The 18,949-nt window shown below is 38.4% G+C and carries 19 protein-coding genes; 5 read left to right on the top strand and 14 right to left on the bottom strand.

Annotated elements, in window-relative coordinates; all coding sequences use genetic code 11:
- Positions 1 to 359: 359 nt before the first annotated feature.
- Positions 360 to 983: a 7-carboxy-7-deazaguanine synthase QueE gene (locus B4N43_RS20950; RefSeq protein ID WP_075993340.1), complete on the top strand. Its 624-nt coding sequence runs from the start codon at positions 360 to 362 to the stop codon at positions 981 to 983.
- A 103-nt stretch (positions 984 to 1,086) separates the two neighbouring features.
- Here B4N43_RS20950 and B4N43_RS20945 read toward each other — a convergent pair whose 3' ends face one another.
- From B4N43_RS20945 to B4N43_RS20935, 3 genes are all read right to left on the bottom strand, one after another.
- Entirely contained in the window at positions 1,087 to 2,334 is a 1,248-nt protein-coding gene (locus tag B4N43_RS20945; RefSeq protein WP_286736083.1) for a hypothetical protein, read from the bottom strand.
- Positions 2,335 to 2,469: 135 nt separating this feature from the next.
- On the bottom strand, positions 2,470 to 3,546 hold the full coding sequence (locus B4N43_RS20940; protein WP_286736082.1) for a Gfo/Idh/MocA family protein: 1,077 nt from the start codon (positions 3,544 to 3,546) through the stop codon (positions 2,470 to 2,472).
- A gap of 16 nt (positions 3,547 to 3,562) precedes the next feature.
- Positions 3,563 to 4,153, bottom strand: a complete 591-nt coding sequence (locus B4N43_RS20935; RefSeq protein WP_286736081.1) for a phosphatase PAP2 family protein — start codon at positions 4,151 to 4,153, stop codon at positions 3,563 to 3,565.
- Positions 4,154 to 4,734: 581 nt separating this feature from the next.
- On the opposite strand from B4N43_RS20935, the gene hisG reads away from it, so the two are divergent.
- Positions 4,735 to 5,586 (top strand): ATP phosphoribosyltransferase, encoded by an 852-nt coding sequence (gene hisG, locus B4N43_RS20930; protein WP_075993344.1) that lies wholly within the window; start codon positions 4,735 to 4,737, stop codon positions 5,584 to 5,586.
- A 21-nt stretch (positions 5,587 to 5,607) separates the two neighbouring features.
- The gene (hisD, locus tag B4N43_RS20925; RefSeq protein ID WP_286736079.1) at positions 5,608 to 6,894 is read left to right on the top strand and encodes a histidinol dehydrogenase; all 1,287 of its coding nucleotides are present in this window, start codon (positions 5,608 to 5,610) and stop codon (positions 6,892 to 6,894) included.
- 98 nt (positions 6,895 to 6,992) lie between these two features.
- On the opposite strand, the gene B4N43_RS20920 is transcribed toward hisD, so the two are convergent.
- The 3 genes from B4N43_RS20920 to B4N43_RS20910 all read right to left on the bottom strand — a co-directional run bounded on the left by B4N43_RS20920 (position 6,993) and on the right by B4N43_RS20910 (position 9,798).
- Positions 6,993 to 7,907: a YARHG domain-containing protein gene (locus B4N43_RS20920; RefSeq protein ID WP_182984053.1), complete on the bottom strand. Its 915-nt coding sequence runs from the start codon at positions 7,905 to 7,907 to the stop codon at positions 6,993 to 6,995.
- Entirely contained in the window at positions 7,904 to 8,473 is a 570-nt protein-coding gene (locus B4N43_RS20915) for a DUF2306 domain-containing protein (protein WP_286736077.1), read from the bottom strand. Before B4N43_RS20915 ends, B4N43_RS20920 begins: the two co-directional genes overlap by 4 nt.
- 80 nt (positions 8,474 to 8,553) lie before the next feature.
- Complete coding sequence (locus B4N43_RS20910) at positions 8,554 to 9,798, bottom strand: ABC transporter permease (protein ID WP_286736076.1); 1,245 nt, start codon at positions 9,796 to 9,798, stop codon at positions 8,554 to 8,556.
- A 184-nt stretch (positions 9,799 to 9,982) separates the two neighbouring features.
- On the opposite strand from B4N43_RS20910, the gene queA reads away from it, so the two are divergent.
- Together queA and B4N43_RS20900 are read left to right on the top strand one after the other, a co-directional pair.
- A complete protein-coding gene (gene queA, locus B4N43_RS20905; protein ID WP_075993349.1) occupies positions 9,983 to 11,032 on the top strand; it encodes a tRNA preQ1(34) S-adenosylmethionine ribosyltransferase-isomerase QueA in 1,050 nt (349 codons plus the stop codon).
- Positions 11,033 to 11,119: 87 nt separating this feature from the next.
- Positions 11,120 to 11,803: a 2-C-methyl-D-erythritol 4-phosphate cytidylyltransferase gene (locus B4N43_RS20900; RefSeq protein WP_286736075.1), complete on the top strand. Its 684-nt coding sequence runs from the start codon at positions 11,120 to 11,122 to the stop codon at positions 11,801 to 11,803.
- A 4-nt stretch (positions 11,804 to 11,807) separates the two neighbouring features.
- On the opposite strand, the gene B4N43_RS20895 is transcribed toward B4N43_RS20900, so the two are convergent.
- The 8 genes from B4N43_RS20895 to B4N43_RS20860 all read right to left on the bottom strand — a co-directional run bounded on the left by B4N43_RS20895 (position 11,808) and on the right by B4N43_RS20860 (position 18,689).
- Entirely contained in the window at positions 11,808 to 11,963 is a 156-nt protein-coding gene (locus B4N43_RS20895) for a lmo0937 family membrane protein (RefSeq protein ID WP_104382583.1), read from the bottom strand.
- 78 nt (positions 11,964 to 12,041) lie between these two features.
- Complete coding sequence (locus B4N43_RS20890; RefSeq protein ID WP_182984051.1) at positions 12,042 to 12,809, bottom strand: MBL fold metallo-hydrolase; 768 nt, start codon at positions 12,807 to 12,809, stop codon at positions 12,042 to 12,044.
- Positions 12,810 to 13,165: 356 nt separating this feature from the next.
- Entirely contained in the window at positions 13,166 to 14,293 is a 1,128-nt protein-coding gene (locus tag B4N43_RS20885) for a glycosyltransferase (RefSeq protein ID WP_286736073.1), read from the bottom strand.
- 6 nt (positions 14,294 to 14,299) lie between these two features.
- Positions 14,300 to 15,250, bottom strand: coding sequence for a glycosyltransferase family 2 protein (locus B4N43_RS20880; RefSeq protein ID WP_075993353.1), 951 nt, complete (start codon positions 15,248 to 15,250; stop codon positions 14,300 to 14,302).
- Between the two features lie 98 nt (positions 15,251 to 15,348).
- Positions 15,349 to 15,951, bottom strand: coding sequence for a DUF4199 domain-containing protein (locus tag B4N43_RS20875; protein WP_075993354.1), 603 nt, complete (start codon positions 15,949 to 15,951; stop codon positions 15,349 to 15,351).
- A 4-nt stretch (positions 15,952 to 15,955) separates the two neighbouring features.
- A complete protein-coding gene (locus B4N43_RS20870; RefSeq protein WP_075993355.1) occupies positions 15,956 to 16,630 on the bottom strand; it encodes a hypothetical protein in 675 nt (224 codons plus the stop codon).
- Between the two features lie 5 nt (positions 16,631 to 16,635).
- Entirely contained in the window at positions 16,636 to 17,904 is a 1,269-nt protein-coding gene (locus B4N43_RS20865) for a dihydroorotase (protein WP_088162198.1), read from the bottom strand.
- A gap of 215 nt (positions 17,905 to 18,119) precedes the next feature.
- Positions 18,120 to 18,689: a UbiX family flavin prenyltransferase gene (locus B4N43_RS20860; protein ID WP_075993357.1), complete on the bottom strand. Its 570-nt coding sequence runs from the start codon at positions 18,687 to 18,689 to the stop codon at positions 18,120 to 18,122.
- Between the last annotated feature and the right edge of the window lie 260 nt (positions 18,690 to 18,949).

Below are 18,949 nucleotides of genomic sequence, written 5' to 3'. Positions count from 1 at the left end.
GTCCCCATGTACATCCCAACAATGAATGAAAATCAGGTTATATACTAACAGGGGTATAGCAAGGGGTTAACAGGGGTATAACAGGGGGTTAACAGGGGTAAATCCCTATTAACCCCTTGTTACCCCCCTGTAAAAAGAGTATTGTTTCGCTGTTAATAGAAAACATCGTATAAACCTGATACCATAGTAGCGGTAAACAATGTGCTTTGCTTAAACATCAACCTAAAAATAAAAGGGATAAAACAGATTATTACCAGCAACTATATATAAAAAAAATGACAGGACAGCTACTTAAAAGCCACAGGACAAATTGAGCATCTCATTAATATTTGCTACCTTTGCAGACTGAAATTTTAACTATGTCAAATCAAGTACCAGAAGACGGAACACTATTGCCCTTAATGGAAGAATTTTACACTATTCAGGGAGAAGGCTACCACACCGGGACTGCTGCTTATTTCATACGATTGGGTGGTTGCGATGTGGGCTGCCACTGGTGCGATGTAAAGGAAAGTTGGGATGCATCTATCCACCCCCTTACAACCGCAGATTCGATTATCGAAAATGCAAAGAAATATCCGGCAAAAACAGTTGTCATTACGGGTGGCGAACCACTTATTTATAATTTGGATTACCTAACAAAAGGACTTCATGAGGCGGGCATTAAAACGTTTATTGAAACCTCAGGTGCATATCCTTTGAGTGGCGAATGGGACTGGATATGTTTATCTCCAAAAAAATTCAAAGCTCCACGGAAAGATGTGTTAGAAGCTGCTGGTGAACTTAAAGTTATCGTTTTCAATAAAAGCGATTTCGCATGGGGAGAAGAATACGCACAACTTGTAGGACAAAACTGTAGATTATACCTTCAACCTGAATGGTCGAAATCTAAAGAGATGACACCTTCTATTATTGACTACGTAAAAGAAAACCCTAAATGGGATATTTCACTACAAACACATAAGTTCTTGAACATTCCTTAATCGTGCAAATGCACAATTAAATAGACACATAAAAAAGGCCTTCGATACTATCGAAGGCCTTTTTTATAAATAATAAATTTATATTAATGCATGGACTTTAAAATCACTTCACATAGGTCTTTAAAAAAGCTTCCAGGTCTAACGTTTTCGTTTCTTCACCCTCCTTCTCCCGGACCAGAACATTTCCAGCATTATCAGCATCTAAAAATAATAAGTTCGCCTTTAATAAAATCTTCCCATTTTCATCCAACAATCCAACTTTTCCATTTTCAGAGAACATCAAATAATTGTCTAAAAATTTACTGATATTTTCCTTTTTGTCAAGCAGAACTTTCCCTTCCTGTGTGATCAATCCAAAATTACCATCTTTCTGAAAAATAGCCAGTTTTTGATTTGCAGGCGTAAGCCAGTCAAACCCTTCTTTATTCACCTTTCCTCCTTTCTTATCCAACAACCAGAAATAATTATCTTTATCTGAAACAATAGCAGTCTGCTCATTAAAATAGGCTAAAGAGAAAAGAGAGCAAGGCAACACGTCCTCTCCCGTTATGCTTTTTATACCATAATATTCATCATTGGTATCTTTGTCCTTGATCATCGTCCATTTAAGTGATTTTTCCAATGGAAAAGTATCTTCAAATAAACTCACATCTTCCCCTTCACTCGTATTCCCTCCCCCTGAGATATCAATCACCTTTGCATTTTTAGGAAGTGCAAAATCTGTCACAGACGATACATTGATCACTTTCGTTGTTTCAAAACCAAGGTCATTGTTCTCACCCAGAGACAATTTGAGCACACCTCCAGGCAAATCATTGATAAATGAAAATGCTGTCAGATAATAAGTGGGCACTGCTTCCGAATACCATACCGTTGCTACCGCGGAATCGGCATGGTTTTTTATAAATAACTTTGCTTTCTTACAGGTAATTCCCGCTATCGATTCGATCTCGCCCATATCTTGCAGCTGCACATAAGGCCCTTCCGACTCCCCTAACTTCGTACTGACAATCTTATAGGATGGACTGTATGCTTCGGCAGTAACAATATCATCGCCGATCGAATACGAATATGTTTTTGCTAATTTTCGATTTAAAATAGCATGTGCTTTTTGATTCACTACAGTAGAAGAATAATCGGCATCAGCCAAAATCTCCACATTCCGATAAGCCATTTTTCCTTTCAAAAATGGCTCATAAAACTCTTTTGCAAATTCCGGAACTTCATTTTCAAATTTTTCAGGGGAAACTTCACCTTTAAACACCAACTCCATCTGCCATTGCTTATCTTGTGCATAGGTTGTCGAAATTGATAATCCAAATAATAGTGCAACGTTGAGTAAATAATTCATAAGAATGATAAATATGTAGCTAAATAACAAAAGACAGACCAAAAAGCCTATCTTTTACGCTATTTTTTTATTTATTTACTTTTTTCGCTTCATATTTCCATAAAAAGCAAAAAAAAGACCACTAAGCAAAATAAACTATAATTTAATCATCCGCCTAGTTTTCACCGCTTCGTCACATGCCAAAGCAATTCGTAGACTATTAACAGCATCTTCCATCGAATCAGAAAGGTCCAAATTATCTACAATCGCCTGCTGAAAGAATAACTGCTCCCGGTTACATAATTCCTGATGATCGGGCTCATCAGATAAGTTGACCCACTCATCGACCTTCGTAAATTCATTTGCCGCATTTAAATCGGCGTAATGTACGCGAAGGCTTTCTGTTTGTGTATGGGATGCTACCGAATCCGATTTACCTTCATCGCTTGCTTTATTTGCGACAATGGAAACTGCACCTTTAGGTCCAAAAACATCCTTTACAAAAAAAGCGTTCTGACTAACCATTGGTCCCCATCCGGCTTCATACCATCCTACGGACCCATCTTCAAAATGCAGCTGCAATTGTCCGTAGTTGTAGTTCCAAGCAGGAATCTCATCGGTTAACCGCGCTCCGATTGCAGATACATACAATGGTTTCGCACCCACCATTTGACACATGACATCAATATAATGAACTCCACAGTCAACAATGGGACTTAAACTAGCCATTAGATTTTTATGCACATCCCACATATACCCATGGCTCTGTTGATTGAGATTCATACGCATAACAAGTGGTTTTCCCATCGTTTTAGCTATTTCAATAAATTTGACCCATGAGGGATGATATCTCAAAATATATCCAACAACCAATTTTTTATCATATTTCACTGCTGCATCGACGACCTCCTGCGCGGAAATCACATCTTCAGCTAAAGGCTTTTCAATAAAAACATGAGCACCAGCCTGAAAGGCTTTTATAGCATACGCTTTGTGTGTATCCGGATAGGTCGCTATACAAACGGCATCCGGCCTCGTTTCCTGAAGTGCATCCTCATAAGATTCAAACAATTTATAGTTGCCTCCCAATTGTTCATTCAGTTTACTTTTGCTCTCCCCACGAGCTACTAGCCCCACAATTTGAAAGCCATCTAAATCGTGATATGCCTTCGCATGAGATGCGCCCATATTTCCACATCCAACAACCAATATTTTAATAACCTGTTGCATCATTTTTTCTATTTCTATATTATTTCTTTAATCCATCTAAAGCAAAGGCTGCTCCTGTTCCCAGTACAGCACCTGCTAACACATCGGAGGGAAAATGTACGCCCAGATACATCCTTGAATACCCCACGCTACTCGCCCATAAAAGCGATGGTGCGACGACGTACCACTTTGAGTAAGCCCGAGACAAAGCAGAAGCAGTAGCAAAAGCAGATGAGGTATGACCAGACGGAAAGGAATACCCACCGGCCGTACGAACCGATATGAAATTAGGATGTTTTTTAAATGGCCTGCTTCGCTTAAAAATATGTTTTAACCCAACATTCACGAGCGCTGTTACAGCTGTACTACTAGCAACATACAAGGCATTCTGACGCATTGCCTTATCATCGTTGACCGCACCTGCAACCAGTAAACCTACAGGAACGGCTATCTGAACATAGTTATTGATATCAGAAAGCACTTTAAATGTTTGTGTTTGTGGCGCTGTCCGAGTCTCGGCTATGGACTCCAATATACGGATATCTAACGTAGACGCTGGCTTTTCCTGTCCAAGGACAGGACCACATAGACAGTTAATCCAACAAATAAAAATAAAAGCTAATCTTTTCATCAAACAAATAATCTATCTAATTTATAATCCCTTTGAAACATGTACCACTAAACACATTCCTCCTATTTATTAAACAACAACTTATACTCCCTACTACTGCAACTCTTATTCGCTACTAACTTAGTATGTCACCCCCAATTCCTAAAAATAAGAAAATTTATGTGAGTTGTCAGCCTATAAAAAGCGTTTCGATTGAACAAGATTTCACAACTTGCTATTTAAAGTAATTCAAACAGCCTACTATAAGGATAGGAAATCAGCATTACCTTTTGTCTAAATTATGGTATATTCCCCCAATCAACAGCATTGTTTTCACATTTTTTTCAAGAAAATTGAATTCATTTCAACAACAAGTCCATTGGGATAAGAATTTTAAAATGATAGTCTTGCATTTCCCATTAATTTACTATACATTTGCTTGCAGTTATTAATACAAACATGGTTTATACTTACGTACATCATTTTCATTTGCATCATCGCCATTGTGGCGATATGTTAATTTAATGTGTTCTTACGTAGAATACCTTCCCTCTTGTTTGATTTCTTATTATTAATAATTTACTGCTAACATTTATAAAGCGTTGAAAAATCTTAAAATTGCTATCCAAAAATCGGGTAGGTTAAACGAAAAATCTGTTCAATTACTGAAAAATTGTGGTTTAGACTTCGAGAACTACAAAAGTTCTTTAATCACAACTGTTGGGAATTTCCCACTGGAAATATTATTTCTGAGAGATGATGATATTCCGGGATATGTGGAACAAGGCATAGCCGACCTGGGCATCGTCGGTGAAAACATCATCGATGAGACCGAATCCAAAGTAGAATACATCAAACGGCTTGGTTTCGGAAAATGTACATTGAAACTGGCTATTCCCAAAGATAGCACCATCCAAGATATTAAAGACCTTAACGGCAAAGCAATCGCAACCTCTTATCCAAATATCCTAAAGAATTTTCTAGACGATTATAAGATTAATGCAGACATCCGTTTGATATCCGGCTCAGTTGAGATTTCACCGGGCTTGGGTCTTAGTGACGCGATCTGCGATATCGTATCTACCGGAGGAACACTAAAAAGCAACGGTTTGAAACCTTTTGCTGATGTCAAAAATTCAGAAGCCATTTTGGTTGGAAGAAAGGGATTAGAAGGCAATGAAGTTTTGACCGAATTAGTACAACGTATCGAATCTGTTCTTTTAGCAAAAGAAACTAAATATGTGGTATTGAATGTCGAAAAGAAAAATTTGCCAGCCATCACTTCTTTATTGCATGGTGTTAAGAGCCCGACGGTTGTTCCACTGGCAGAAGAAGGTTGGGTAGCCGTACACACCGTTATCACTGAAGATGACTTTTGGGATAAGATCAATAAGTTAAAAGCTGAAGGTGCCCAAGGTATCGTTGTGATGCCCATTGAAAAAATCATTCTTTAAACTTGATGCACTTATACAACCATGTTAAAAAAATATGATTACAAAACGTTAGGAAAAACCGAAATCCAGCAACTGGTCGCTAGGAATACGGATCCAAACAATGCAATACAAGAGGTTGTCCAGGAAATTATTCAACAAGTACGCCACCAAAGTGATATCGTATTACGCGAATATGCGGCCAAATTTGATAAAGTTGAACTTGACAGATTATATTTAGACGAGGAAGATATCGACGCACTGGCATCTACCATTGACCGCGATCAACAAAGAGCATTGGAAATCGCGTTTCAAAATATACATAAATTCCATAGTACACAATTAAAAAGGGAGCGCACTGTTGAAACGATGCCCGGCGTAAAATGCTGGCGCGAGGTTCGTCCCATTGAAAAAGTTGGCCTTTATATCCCAGGGGGATCAGCAGTTTTACCCAGCACACTTTTAATGCTCGGTATTCCTGCGAGAATAGCTGGATGTAAAGAGATTGTCGTTTGTTCTCCTCCACAATCCAATGGAAAAATAAATGGCTTTGTTGCTTTTTGTTTAAAATTACTTAAGATAAATAGAATATACCTCGTTGGAGGCGCTCAAGCTGTTGCTGCTATGGGGTTTGGAACAGAGACTATACCAAAAGTCGATAAGATATTTGGCCCAGGAAATCAGTTTGTCACAAAAGCAAAATCCATCATACAGGGCCTTGCAAATGTTAGCATTGACATGCCTGCGGGGCCATCCGAAGTACTGGTCATCGCTGACGAGTCGGCCAATGCAGCTTTTGTCGCCGCAGATCTTTTGGCACAGGCCGAACACGGAGCCGATAGTCAAGCAGTCCTCGTTGCAACTTCCGCGGCTATAGTTGATGCCGTCAACACAGCATTAGTAGCCCAATTAGCTGTTTTGCCTCGCAAGGAACTTGCTGCAAAAGCGATTGAAAATTCCTATGCAATAACTGTCGAGAATCTTCAGGAGGCCATACAGTTTTCAAATGAGTATGCGCCAGAACACCTTATTTTGGAGACGGACCAATGGGAGTCCCTAACACGTTATATCAGTAACGCTGGTTCGGTTTTCTTAGGGCACTTAACCCCCGAAAGCGCAGGAGATTATGCCTCAGGTACAAATCACACGCTTCCTACATCGGGCTATGCACGCTCCTACTCCGGCGTATCGGTAGATTCTTTTGTGAAAAAAGTTACTTTTCAACATATAAGCGAAACTGGACTTCAACAAATCGGGTCGGTAGTTGAAATACTCGCTGAACTCGAAGGCCTGCAAGCGCATAAAAATGCGATTTCTATTCGGAAGAAATGATAAAACAGAAACTCTTGATATCACAAAAAAGGCTTTACAATGTAAAGCCTTTTTTGTGATACTGATCTTTCGAATATTCATGACTAATGTTGACTGCATTACCTTCCGAAGGTGTCATAATTATCCGTTGCATATTTTTCAAATCTAGTCAGCAAAGCTATATTATCTTTTTCCAATGGACTTAAGTCAGCAGTCACATCTTTTGAAATAGGCACATACCAATCTACAGGTTCAAAAAACTGGCGAATGCTAGGTTTGGTAAACGCATAACCATGTCGGGCAAAAATCGTATTCCGAATAATCTCCAGATCTAATTTCTTGAGGTTTTTCAAGTCTTTCTCCGTCAACTTTTGTTTAGATGCATTTACAGTAAAGACCGCAGGGGATGCCGATCGATAGTATTGAATAATGTAAGTATAAGTTGAATCTCCATCCACATCAGTTTCCTCCTTTCTTTTTTCGTTAATCCAGTCGACCAAAGTTCCGTCTTCTCCATCCTGATTTTTTAGCATCAGATTTGGATTATAGGCGAACTGCTTTTTCAACAATTTAAAGCTTCGCTTTTTGATCTTTACTCCTTGGTCATATGCGGTCCAATTACCAATTAAGGTATCGTGATTAAGCTTAATTTCAAAACGCCCGTCGGACTTTTTGTCGCCGGGCTCATCCAATAATAACCGGATATCGGCACCATTTTCCTCCAATTTCCCCACAAAAGAACGCAGATTTCCTTTGACAACATTCTGTCCGAAGATATTACCCTTATCCGTAATTTTTTTTATGGTCAAATTTATCTTCGGAGAATAATCTGTCGTGGGCAGCCCTTCTCCTTCTTCAAGAGTACTTTCATCCACAACAAATTCGCCCACCCAGTTGCCATAAAGCTCCTGATGTGCCTCAGCTTCGGCCACAACAGTATCTTTTGTTTCGGTGGCTTCATTCTTTTTGCTTTTCCCGTCCTTACAACCAAGGATTGCTCCAAGCATTAACATTAAACAAAGGTTCTTCCTCATAATTTATGATTTTTTTGATAAATAATAAATTCCGCCAACAACAAATTAGGGATCCATCCCAACCATGCAATAATTTGATAGAGATCCATCGGATTGGGCTGAAACAGGTACACTAAAGCAAGCTTCCAAAAACGTAGGGTAAGTGCTGAACAGGTTAAGGCAAAACTACGGATCATAAAATCGCGGTGTTTATCAAATTTTCGCCGACTCGCCAAACGAACTGCCCGCCAGGTGAAATAGAACCATCCAAGCCCCAATAATTCAAATGCAATAATTGAGGTTAATCCGCCATTTGCCACGGATCCAATAAGCAAACCTGAAGGAGCGGCAAAAACCAAAATGGCGAATACATACAAATACCCGATACTTCGATGGACTCGCGGATATTTATTCAATAGATAAGTATTAAACTGCGTAAAGCCGGCAGGCAAGGCAAAGATAGCTGTGCAGACATGGACATAAAACACGTAGCGATACCACCAAAGTTCTTCAATTTCCGTTTGTTTAATCATCAGGAAATTAGCATCGAGTGAGAAACCACGATAGCGAAGTGTGATTTCTGCCATCAGCATACAGCTATAGGCAAAAATTAAAAGCCAAAATCCTTGTAATATCGAAAATTGCGCTTTTTTAAACATATCGCTTTCTATTTACTCCGGATCGCTTCTACCGGATCCAATCGAGAAGCCATTAGCGCCGGAACAATACCAGATATGAGACCAATAAACGTCGAAAGCGAAACGGTAAGCATAACCATTTTCAAACTTACGACAATAGCAACGCCAGTTGCAGCTTGTACTAGAAACGCCAAAAAATAAACAACAACGAGGCCTATCCCTCCCCCCAACAAACATAGTATGATAGACTCAACTAAAAATTGTGAAAGAATAAAGAAATTTTTAGCCCCCAGCGCTTTCTGGATTCCGATGATATGTGTACGCTCTTTGACACTGACAAACATGATATTGGCAATACCGAAGCCACCAACCAAAATCGAAAAAATACCGATTGAAAAACCCGCAAGATTAATTATCCCAAAAAGCTGATCCAGCGCACCTGTAATCATTGTTGTCTGGTTGATGGAAAAGTTTTCCTCCCGTTGTGGCGATATACGACGAATCGAACGCATGAGTGTCTTCGCTTCGCTCTCCGCCTCGCCAAGCGTATAGTTCGATTTAATAACCATCGCTATGCTCGGTGAGAAATTATCATAGTTGACCAAATTTCTCGCAAGCTCAAATGGAATAAAGGCGGTATCATCGGGGGAGGTATTGATCAATACACCATTTCCTTCTTTCTTTAATACACCGATAACCTGAATCTTTCGGCCTAACATATTAATATATTTGCCAACAGGTTCCTCATTAGGAAAAAGCCCTTCCGCAATATTTGCTCCCAATACAGTTACAAGAGCTCCACCCCTCGACTCGCTTTCAGCAAAGTAACGACCATCTACAATATTCAAATTTTGAATGTACAGGTTCTCATAGGTCGCTGCATTGACCGATGAGCCTTGGGCCGAATTATTCTTATATTTTATAGTCGTATTACCAATATTGATCATATACGCCATATACTCGGCTGTCGTCATCCGACTCTTCAAATCCAGGTAATTATTGTATGTAGGTTCGGGTCTATTCAAGTATTTCCACCAAGGAAAATTTGGACCTCCATCCCAGGGCCATTTCTCAATATAAAGTGTTTTGCTACCGATCTTCTTTACTGATTCCTCTATATTATTCCGTAGGGTATCTACCGCAGAAAATACACCAATAATCGTAAAAATACCGATGGTCACACCCAACAGCGATAGTAAGGTGCGAGTACGATTGTCTTTTAATGCCGAAAAAGCAAACTGACAACTCTCCAATATCAATCTAAAAAATAGCATAATTGTATTCTAAAATACAATATAGTTTTGATTTAATGTCAAAATCGTTAAAAATATATACATAAATTAGAAATAAGCCCTTTCTATACCCGAAAAAGTTATAACTTTGTATGCTTTTTGCAACCTAGTATTTGGTGCACTGTAATGCACTGAAAGGCAGACATTAAAATATATATCATTAAAGATGAAGTTATCTCAATTTAAATTCAACTTACCAGAATCATTACTTGCTTCTGAACCTTCTGAAAATCGTGACGAATCACGCTTGATGGTCCTACATAGAGATACTGGTAAAATTGAACACAAAATTTTCAAAGATGTATTGGATTATTTCGATGACAAAGATGTCATGATCTTAAACAATACTAAAGTTTTTCCAGCCCGCCTTTATGGTAATAAAGAAAAAACTGGAGCTACGATTGAAGTTTTCTTGTTGCGTGAATTGAACAATGAGCTTCGTCTTTGGGATGTGTTGGTAGATCCTGCGCGTAAAATCCGTGTAGGCAACAAATTATATTTCGGTGATGATGACTTATTGGTTGCCGAAGTAGTTGACAATACAACTTCTCGTGGCCGTACAATTAGATTTTTATTTGATGGTACCGATGAAGAGTTCCGTCGTAATATTGAAATCTTAGGTGAAACTCCACTTCCTAAATACATCAAGCGTAAAGCTACACCGGAAGATAAATTCCGTTACCAAACGATCTACGCAAAAAATGAAGGTGCTGTTGCTGCTCCTACAGCTGGACTTCACTTCTCAAGAGAGTTAATGAAACGTCTGGAACTTAAAGGTGTTGATTTTGCAGAGGTTACTCTTCACGTTGGTCTTGGAACTTTCCGTACTGTTGAAGTCGAAGATTTAACCAAACATAAAATGGATTCGGAACAGTTCATCATCACTGATGAAGCTGCGCGCGTTGTCAATAGAGCAATCGACAACAAACGTCGCGTATGTGCTGTCGGAACGACTTCTATGCGTGCAATAGAATCTTCTGTTTCTGCAGATCACCATTTAAAAGCGGCGTCTGACTGGACGAGTAAGTTCATCTATCCTCCTTACGATTTCAGTATTGCAAACTCGATGATTACAAACTTCCATACACCAGAATCCACACTTTTAGTGATGATTGCTGCGTTTGCAGGCTACGAAAATGTGATGAATGCCTATGAAGTTGCTGTAAAAGAAAAGTATAGGTTCTACAGCTATGGCGACGCTATGTTAATCGTTTAACGATGTGGCTTAAAAGATAAAATAAAAAAAACGTGGATAGCCTTAAACTATCCACGTTTTTTTAAATAATAACCTTTCAATAACAACATGAACTTTGTAATTATCGTTGCTGCCGGAACCGGAAATAGAATGAATAGCGATCTTCCAAAGCAGTTTCTTGACTTAAATGGACTGCCGATTGTTATGCATACAATTAATCGTTTTTGCCAATCAGAAACTATTTCGGAAGTTATTTTGGTCATCAGCGAGCTAATGGAAAGTTTTTGGACCGAACTGTGTTTGAAGCATCAGTTTGATCGCCCTATACATATCGCTTTTGGCGGACAAACCCGCTTCGAAAGTGTAAGGAACGGAATAGATTACATTCAGCAAAATTTTGATATCGGTCCAAAAGACTATATTGCGGTACACGACGGAGCTCGTCCTATCATCACTGAAGCTCTTATTAAAAAAGCCTTCCAGGGGGCGTATGACCATCAGGCAATTGTCTTAGCACAAAAGAGCATTGAATCAGTTCGGATGGGAGACACCACATCCAACTCCGCTGTTGATAGAAATCATACCTGGTTAGTACAAACTCCACAGGTTTTTCATGGAGAATTGCTTCTAAAGTCCTATCAGCAAACCGAAGATCCCCTTTTTACAGATGATGCGTCGGTGGTAGAGAAAATGGGCAAGCGTATCGCTATCATTGAAGGTGACTCCAGAAATATAAAAATCACCTACCCTCAAGACTTACAAATTGCCCAGTTCTATTTGAATTTGATTTAATGGATTAAGCATTGCCACGAATAACGCGCAATAAAACCACAATAATGGCAATGACCAAAAGGATGTGGATAATGTTATTGCCAGCCGCATAACCTCCAAAAAAACTTATCGCCCAAATGATAACTAAGATAACGGCGATGATATACAGTAAATTTCCCATTTCTTTATAATTTAATACCTAAATCTATTTTTATAGGTATAACAACGAAAAAAGAACTATAGTTTTATTTTAAATGGATTAGCTAATTTCAAGCTGTAATCTATCGTAAGCTAGAAACATATTTTCGGGCAATTCTCTGGAAACAGCTTCATGCAGTCCCATTCGATGCCCTATATGTGTAAAATAGGTTTTATCGGCATGAATGTCATAGGCAAATTCAATCGCCTCATCCAATGTTAAATGTGAAATATGAGATTCCTTTTGCAAAGCATTTACCACGAGAACCTTTACTCCTTCCAATAATTTCCGTGATTCTGCGCTGATAAATTTCGCATCAGTAATGTAGGCGAAATCTCCGATCCTAAAACCCAAGACTGGCATTTTATAATGGAGAACCTCAATAGGCATAATTTCTTTTCCAAATAAAGACAAGGGTACACCGGCCTTTATCTCTTCCAAATCCAACCTCGGAGCTCCGGGATATTTAACTTCAGTAAACGCATAATAAAATTCTCGTCTGAGCGCTTCATGGAGAGCTGCTGTACCGTAAATAGAAATTGAGCTATGCTGCTGATAATTAAATGCCCTTACGTCATCTAAACCAGCAATATGGTCTTTATGTGAGTGTGTCATTAACACCGCATCCAAATGCATAACTTTCTCGCGCAACATCTGATACCTAAAGTCTGGGCCAGTATCCACAACCAATGTATGTTGATTGTATTCAATAAGAATAGAAGAACGTAACCTCTTATCACGTCTGTCTTCAGATTGACAGACCTGACATTGGCATGCTATTACAGGCACCCCTTGTGATGTTCCGGTTCCTAAAAATGTTATTCTCAAGCTACAATTTTTGATTTCAATATTTCTTCATAAATCGGAAGAAGTTTTTCAGAAATGGCTTCCGAATCAATTTCAATATCCAATAATATGTTCCACAATGACTGGATTTTTATTTCAAGATTCGAAAACTTATTGACTACTACAACTTTTGTCGTCTGCAACATACAAGCGCCTGTGCGGAATGAACCTTTCTCGTATCTAACTTTATACCCTTGCTCCTTAAAAAACTCTTCTAACTTAGTTAAACTGCTTTGTGTAAACGGCAACAAAATCTCTCCTTCCTTTTAAATTTCTACCTCAGTCTTCCAAACTTAGATAAATTTGATTTTATATACAAATAAAATCACTGCTACTCATCAACGCGCCAACTTAAGAAGTTCATTGCCAAAAGTATCCCAGCTGTATTTCCTTTTTTCATCGATAATATTCGTTCTAAATTGCTCTTCTTTGTTGTAATGGTAAAATGAAAAAATACCGTCGGCTATTTGACGGGCATCAGGTTCCACAACATAACCAACGTAGCCATCTTGAACCAATTCCGGCAATCCCCCAACATTACTCACAATCATGGGAAGATCAAAATGATAAGCAACTTGGGTGATTCCACTCTGCGTAGCGCTACGATAAGGCAATACAACGCAATCCGCAGCTGAAAAATAACGTCCCACCTCCTGATTTGGAATAAAATCGGTATGCATAAAAATAAACTCTTCGAGTTTATACTTTTTTATAAGCTCCAGATAGGGAGCAGGATCACCATAAAATTCTCCGGCAAGCAATAATTTAACACCGAGATCGCGAACCTTGGAATTAGCTAATGCTTCCAGCAAGATATCTAAGCCCTTGTATTGACGAATAAAACCAAAAAACAATACGACTTTATCCTCTTCGGCAATCTTAAGTAATCGACGTGCTTCCTTTTTACTTTGATGCGCACCATAGTTATCGTAGAGGGGATGCGGCGTATATACCGCTGGCATTTTGGGGCTTAACATTTTCAGATCTGCCAGCACACTTTTACTCATAGTGAGACAAGCATCAACAGATTTCAAAAAGTAGCGGATCAACATCTTATCCCCTATGCGCTGTTCATGAGGGATTATATTATCAGCGATACATACAATTTTAGTATGTTTATTTTTTCGAACCTGTCGCTGGATTGTTCCCAAACAAGGCCCAAAAAATGGCATCCAAAATCGCACGATAAGCAAATCGTAGTTCGCCTTCCTAAGCTCCCTACCAACCTTTATCCAATTAAGTGGATTAATAGAATTCACTATTGTTTTAATATGAAGACCGGTTGGTGCAGGCTCATCTGAATATTGGGACTTCCCAGGGAAAAGAAAATTGGGATACTGTAGACTAAAGGAATAGATATCCACTTCATGACCTAACTCCTGAAAATGGAATGCCAATCGTTCATTAAAAGACGCTATCCCCCCTCCCCTCAATGGATAGGCGGATCCTAAAATCACAATTCGCATAATTATTTAGATGACTTTCTCAATTTGATAATCATTCCGATCGGAGCTGCTTCTAGAGACTAATTCTGCCAAGAAACCTGTCAGAAATAATTGTGTTCCCAAAATAATCGCTGTCAGCGCAAAGAAAAATAATGGTTGATCTGTTATATCTCTAAATGGTGTACCGCTAGCTATACTCATCAGTTTGTGGCAAATCAGATAAATGGAGATAAATAAACCTGCAAGAAAACTAATCACCCCCATAACACCAAAAAAGTGCATCGGTCTTTTCGCAAATTTGCCGACAAAAAATATGGATAATAAATCCAAGAAGCCTTTCACAAAACGGCCCGGCCCAAATTTAGTTGTACCGTATTTACGTGGGTAATGCTGTACAACCTGTTCCTGTATATTGGTAAATCCAGCCCATTTCGCAATAACGGGTATATAACGATGCATCTCGCCATAAACCTCAATGTTTTTAACAACATCTTTTTTATAAGCTTTAAGACCACAGTTAAAATCATGCAAGTTATGAATTCCAGACATAGATCTTGTTACCCCATTAAACAATTTTGTTGGGATTGTTTTGGTCAATGGATCATAGCGCTTTTGCTTCCAACCCGATACTAAATCCGCTCCCTTGTTCACGATCCGATCATACAGTTCAGGAATCTCATCTGGACTATCCTGTAAATCAGCATCCATTGTAATAACAACATCGCCCTGTGCAGCAGCAAAGCCTACATTTAAAGCCGCAGATTTTCCATAGTTGCGTCGGAACTTTATCGCAGAAATATTCGTGTTCTTTAACTTCAACTCTTCAATAACTTTCCAAGAATTATCTTTACTCCCATCATCAACTAAAATAATTTCATAGGAAAAATGATTGGCCGCCATAACACGGTCGATCCAAGCTGTCAATTCGGGTAAGGATTCTTCTTCATTAAATAAAGGAACAACAACAGAAATATCCATGTGAATGTTAATCATGCTAAAAATGTAGTATTATAATACCAACAAAGGTATTACTTTTTCAGTAATACCTTATAGGGTCAATTTTATTTTATTAAACACTAATTGGTCTCTTGCTTAATCACCAATTTTTCTCGTTTTGTCAAGGCTGATAATAGTAATGCAAAAACAAATTGAAACATCAATGTGATTGCCAATCCTTTGAACACCTGCCCTAAGGTTATCTTTCCTATAGCATCAACTTGTTTTTCAAGTTCTGCGATTTTTGAATCTATAACTTCATCTGGCACGTTGTTTTTCTCCATATACTCAATGGTAACATTAATTGTATGCGTCACCACCTTTTCTTGTAAAGTTGGATTAATGAAATTAACATACAGTTGCGTACCAATAGTGGAAATAATCGTAGAAATAGCAAGCATCATAAAGATCGATTTCAATGCTATAGAAAAGTTCCAGTATCCACCATTTGCTTTCCTAAGAGAGAATGCGAACAGCGCAGAGATAACAACAAAAATCCCCGTATTAACAATAAATGACATCGACATTACCCCCCAAAAGGAATTTAAGTCTTTGACAACAAACAAAACAACTAATCCTAGAATAAAAGAAATTATTCCTAAAATAACACCATAGATAATACTTTTCTTTTTGTCGATTACCGCATCAAATCCTACATTACTTTGGTTGAATGATTCTGCCATAAAATTATTTGTTATAGTAAGTACTAATTATTTGGTAAAGGGCGATATCAAAAGCCTTATTGGAAGAAGCGTCAGCATATTCTTCAAATTGTTTTTCAGATGGTTTCAACTCGCTAAAGAAACTCATAATAGGATAGAAAAGTTCATAAACTTCGCTTCTCGGATTTATTCCTTTTCCTACTTTTGCAATTTCGGCATACGGGCTATCTACTACAATCTGATTAGCAATGATATCTTCATAAATTTCATGCTCGTCTTGGAATTCATCTTCGTCAACCAGTAAAAATTCTTTGAGGAAATCATCCAATTCAGGTTCAATCTCATCATCCTTACATTCCCCTAAATAAAGAAAAATATTCAACAATTCTGTTCCACGATCTATTGTTTCATCTTCGATCGCTTCCCATTCTTCAGAATCCAAATAATCATCTTCCAATTTTAATACGTCATTGGAGAAAAAGTTCATCAATAAAAGATCGACATATACTTCACGAAGTTCGTCAAACAACGGATAGTCATCAAAAGACTGATCCAACAGTTCTAATTTTTCTAGATAGCTTGCCTCCGTATTGAATACGCCAATGATCTTTTCAAGAAACTCCGGGGCTGTCGAGATTCCATCAACCTTGCCATAATTTAATATACCTGCCTCAACGGCTGCTTTAACATTTGCTTCCATGGTTTTTAATCGTTTTTAATGATTTGACTATTATTGATGACCAATTCGACAGCGCCTTTTAAGATCTGTCCGAACAATGGAGAATTTTTTGATTTGGATTTATTGGTTTTCTCATCGAAGCTCCAAGTCTTCGCTGAGTCAAATACGACAAGATTGGCTACTGCCCCTTCTTCAATAAGAGGAACGTCAAGTCCTAGAATCTGTCGGGGTCTAACTGAAAGACTATTGACAATTTGTTCTTCGTTTAATCCAGCACGAACCATGAGTGGCAATACGGTCTGTAGTCCAATAATTCCATTTTTTGCAATATGAAATTCTACATTCTTAAATTCTATTTCATGCGGTGTATGTTGCGAAACAACAGCGTCAATAGTACCGTCCTTAATTCCTTTGAGTAATACCTTAAGATCTGCCTTTGTGCGTAACGGCGGACTCACCTTATAATTACTATCAAAACCGACAATATCTTCGTCAGTAAAGACCAATTGATGTGCAGCAACATCACATGTCACTGGAAGACCTTTTGCTTTAGCTTTTTTTATCAGGTCAACGGCTTCTGGTGTGCTAATGGATGCAAAATGAATTGGAGCTCCGGTATATTCCGCCAAATACAGATCACGAGAAACCATTAACGATTCGGCAAGATTGGGAATACCCTTCATCCCCAAATAAGTACTCATCGCACCTTCATTCATTTTGTTTCCACCTGCCATAGATTCATCTTCAGCATGTGAAAAAATCAACCCATCGAATCCCTTCGCATATAACAACGCTCTGCTCATTAATCCTGCCTGCTGTACACTCCTATTTCCATCACTGAAAGCGACAGCACCCGTTTGCTTCATATCAAATAGCTCGGCTAGTTCCTTTCCTTCTCGCTTTTTACTGATAGCTCCAATTGGATGTACATCAACAAGATTCCCTTTCGCTGTATTGACAATAAGTGCAACTTCAGAACGGCTTTGAATCGCCGGTTCGGTATTTGGCATTACAGCAACTCCAGTAAATCCTCCCGCTGCTGCTGCTGCGGTTCCACTTACAATGTCTTCCTTGGTTTCTAATCCAGGTTCTCCAAAATTGGCATGTAAGTCAAAAAAACCTGGCGCTAAAATTTTTCCTGCGCCATCGATGGTCTCTATGTTTTTATCAGCTACTTTGACAGATTTCCCAATCTGCGCAATCTTTCCCTTTTCGATAAATACATCAACTTGCTGCTGATGAAATTCATTACCAGGTAAAATTACTTTAACAGAAGTAATCAATAAGCTTTTCATATATGAATGTGATTGAAATTAAAAGGATACAACTTATTTATCGAAGCATATAGCGTGCGCAGTGTTAACAGACAAACGGTGGCTTTATCACTATAAATTATATAGCTGCAAATAACTTTTTCGCGTGATGCCTGTGATTGCTTCATTTCGAGAAACAAAGTTACAAAATACAAATTTATTAAAGAACATTAAAAATAGATTTCAACGAGGAATAACTAGGCATTTTCTCCCCACTGATAATGTTTAAATTCAAACCCTGCAAGACTCAAAATCCGATCAACCACAGTTTCTGCAACATCCTCCAAAGTCTTTGGCAAACTATAGAATGAAGGTGATGCAGGGCAAATGATACCTCCGGCCTCTGTCACCAATTTCATGTTTTGAATATGTATAATACTTAGCGGTGTCTCACGGGTAACCAAAATCAATCTTCGTCGTTCTTTTAGCATTACATCTGCCGCGCGAGTTGTCAGATCAGAAGAAATTCCGTGGGCGATCCTTGATAATGTCCCCATTGAACACGGACAGACAATCATCGTATCATAGCGAGCCGATCCTGATGCAAAAGGAGCAAAGAAATCACCCTTATCATAAAATTTGAACGGTACATCCTGATAACTCTCATCGCCTAACTCCGCACGCCATACATCCTTCGCATTATTCGACATTACAATCCCAACTTCTGCGATTTGTGTTTTTAATACCAATAGTTTTTTAAGTAAAACTTTAGCATAGATTGAGCCGCTAGCTCCAGTAATGGCAATAACAATTTTTCTCTTAGACATCTCTTTTAAAATAATAAAAACAAAGCTATAAAAAAAGGGTCGTAGTGAGAAACACCCGACCCTACATCTACCTATGAAAAACATGCCCTTGGGAGGGGCTTAACAAAAGTACATCTACTTTTTAATTTACAAAAACATTATGCGCATTACTACACATTTGTGTATATAAAATGCCCCAAAAATAACTTTTTCCCGGATTTTAAGATCCAATTCACCCCGTAAAAACACCCTTCTTCTAAATTTCAGTTCAATCCCAAGCA

The organism is Sphingobacterium sp. UBA1897 (assembly GCF_002337775.1).
In the GTDB taxonomy this organism is placed as follows: domain Bacteria; phylum Bacteroidota; class Bacteroidia; order Sphingobacteriales; family Sphingobacteriaceae; genus Sphingobacterium; species Sphingobacterium siyangense.
This window is presented reverse-complemented; position numbering and strand designations above follow the sequence as displayed.

Bases quoted from the DNA above. Each gene is read 5' to 3' on its own strand.
- B4N43_RS20950 (WP_075993340.1), top strand. From the start codon at position 360: ATGTCAAATCAAGTACCAGAAGACGGAACACTATTGCCCTTAATGGAA.
- B4N43_RS20945 (WP_286736083.1), bottom strand. From the start codon at position 2,334: ATGAATTATTTACTCAACGTTGCACTATTATTTGGATTATCAATTTCG.
- B4N43_RS20940 (WP_286736082.1), bottom strand. From the start codon at position 3,546: ATGATGCAACAGGTTATTAAAATATTGGTTGTTGGATGTGGAAATATG.
- B4N43_RS20935 (WP_286736081.1), bottom strand. From the start codon at position 4,153: ATGAAAAGATTAGCTTTTATTTTTATTTGTTGGATTAACTGTCTATGT.
- hisD (WP_286736079.1), top strand. From the start codon at position 5,608: ATGTTAAAAAAATATGATTACAAAACGTTAGGAAAAACCGAAATCCAG.
- B4N43_RS20920 (WP_182984053.1), bottom strand. From the start codon at position 7,907: ATGAGGAAGAACCTTTGTTTAATGTTAATGCTTGGAGCAATCCTTGGT.
- B4N43_RS20915 (WP_286736077.1), bottom strand. From the start codon at position 8,473: ATGGCAGAAATCACACTTCGCTATCGTGGTTTCTCACTCGATGCTAAT.
- B4N43_RS20910 (WP_286736076.1), bottom strand. From the start codon at position 9,798: ATGCTATTTTTTAGATTGATATTGGAGAGTTGTCAGTTTGCTTTTTCG.
- queA (WP_075993349.1), top strand. From the start codon at position 9,983: ATGAAGTTATCTCAATTTAAATTCAACTTACCAGAATCATTACTTGCT.
- B4N43_RS20900 (WP_286736075.1), top strand. From the start codon at position 11,120: ATGAACTTTGTAATTATCGTTGCTGCCGGAACCGGAAATAGAATGAAT.
- B4N43_RS20895 (WP_104382583.1), bottom strand. From the start codon at position 11,963: ATGGGAAATTTACTGTATATCATCGCCGTTATCTTAGTTATCATTTGG.
- B4N43_RS20885 (WP_286736073.1), bottom strand. From the start codon at position 14,293: ATGCGAATTGTGATTTTAGGATCCGCCTATCCATTGAGGGGAGGGGGG.
- B4N43_RS20880 (WP_075993353.1), bottom strand. From the start codon at position 15,250: ATGGATATTTCTGTTGTTGTTCCTTTATTTAATGAAGAAGAATCCTTA.
- B4N43_RS20875 (WP_075993354.1), bottom strand. From the start codon at position 15,951: ATGGCAGAATCATTCAACCAAAGTAATGTAGGATTTGATGCGGTAATC.
- B4N43_RS20870 (WP_075993355.1), bottom strand. From the start codon at position 16,630: ATGGAAGCAAATGTTAAAGCAGCCGTTGAGGCAGGTATATTAAATTAT.
- B4N43_RS20865 (WP_088162198.1), bottom strand. From the start codon at position 17,904: ATGAAAAGCTTATTGATTACTTCTGTTAAAGTAATTTTACCTGGTAAT.
- B4N43_RS20860 (WP_075993357.1), bottom strand. From the start codon at position 18,689: ATGTCTAAGAGAAAAATTGTTATTGCCATTACTGGAGCTAGCGGCTCA.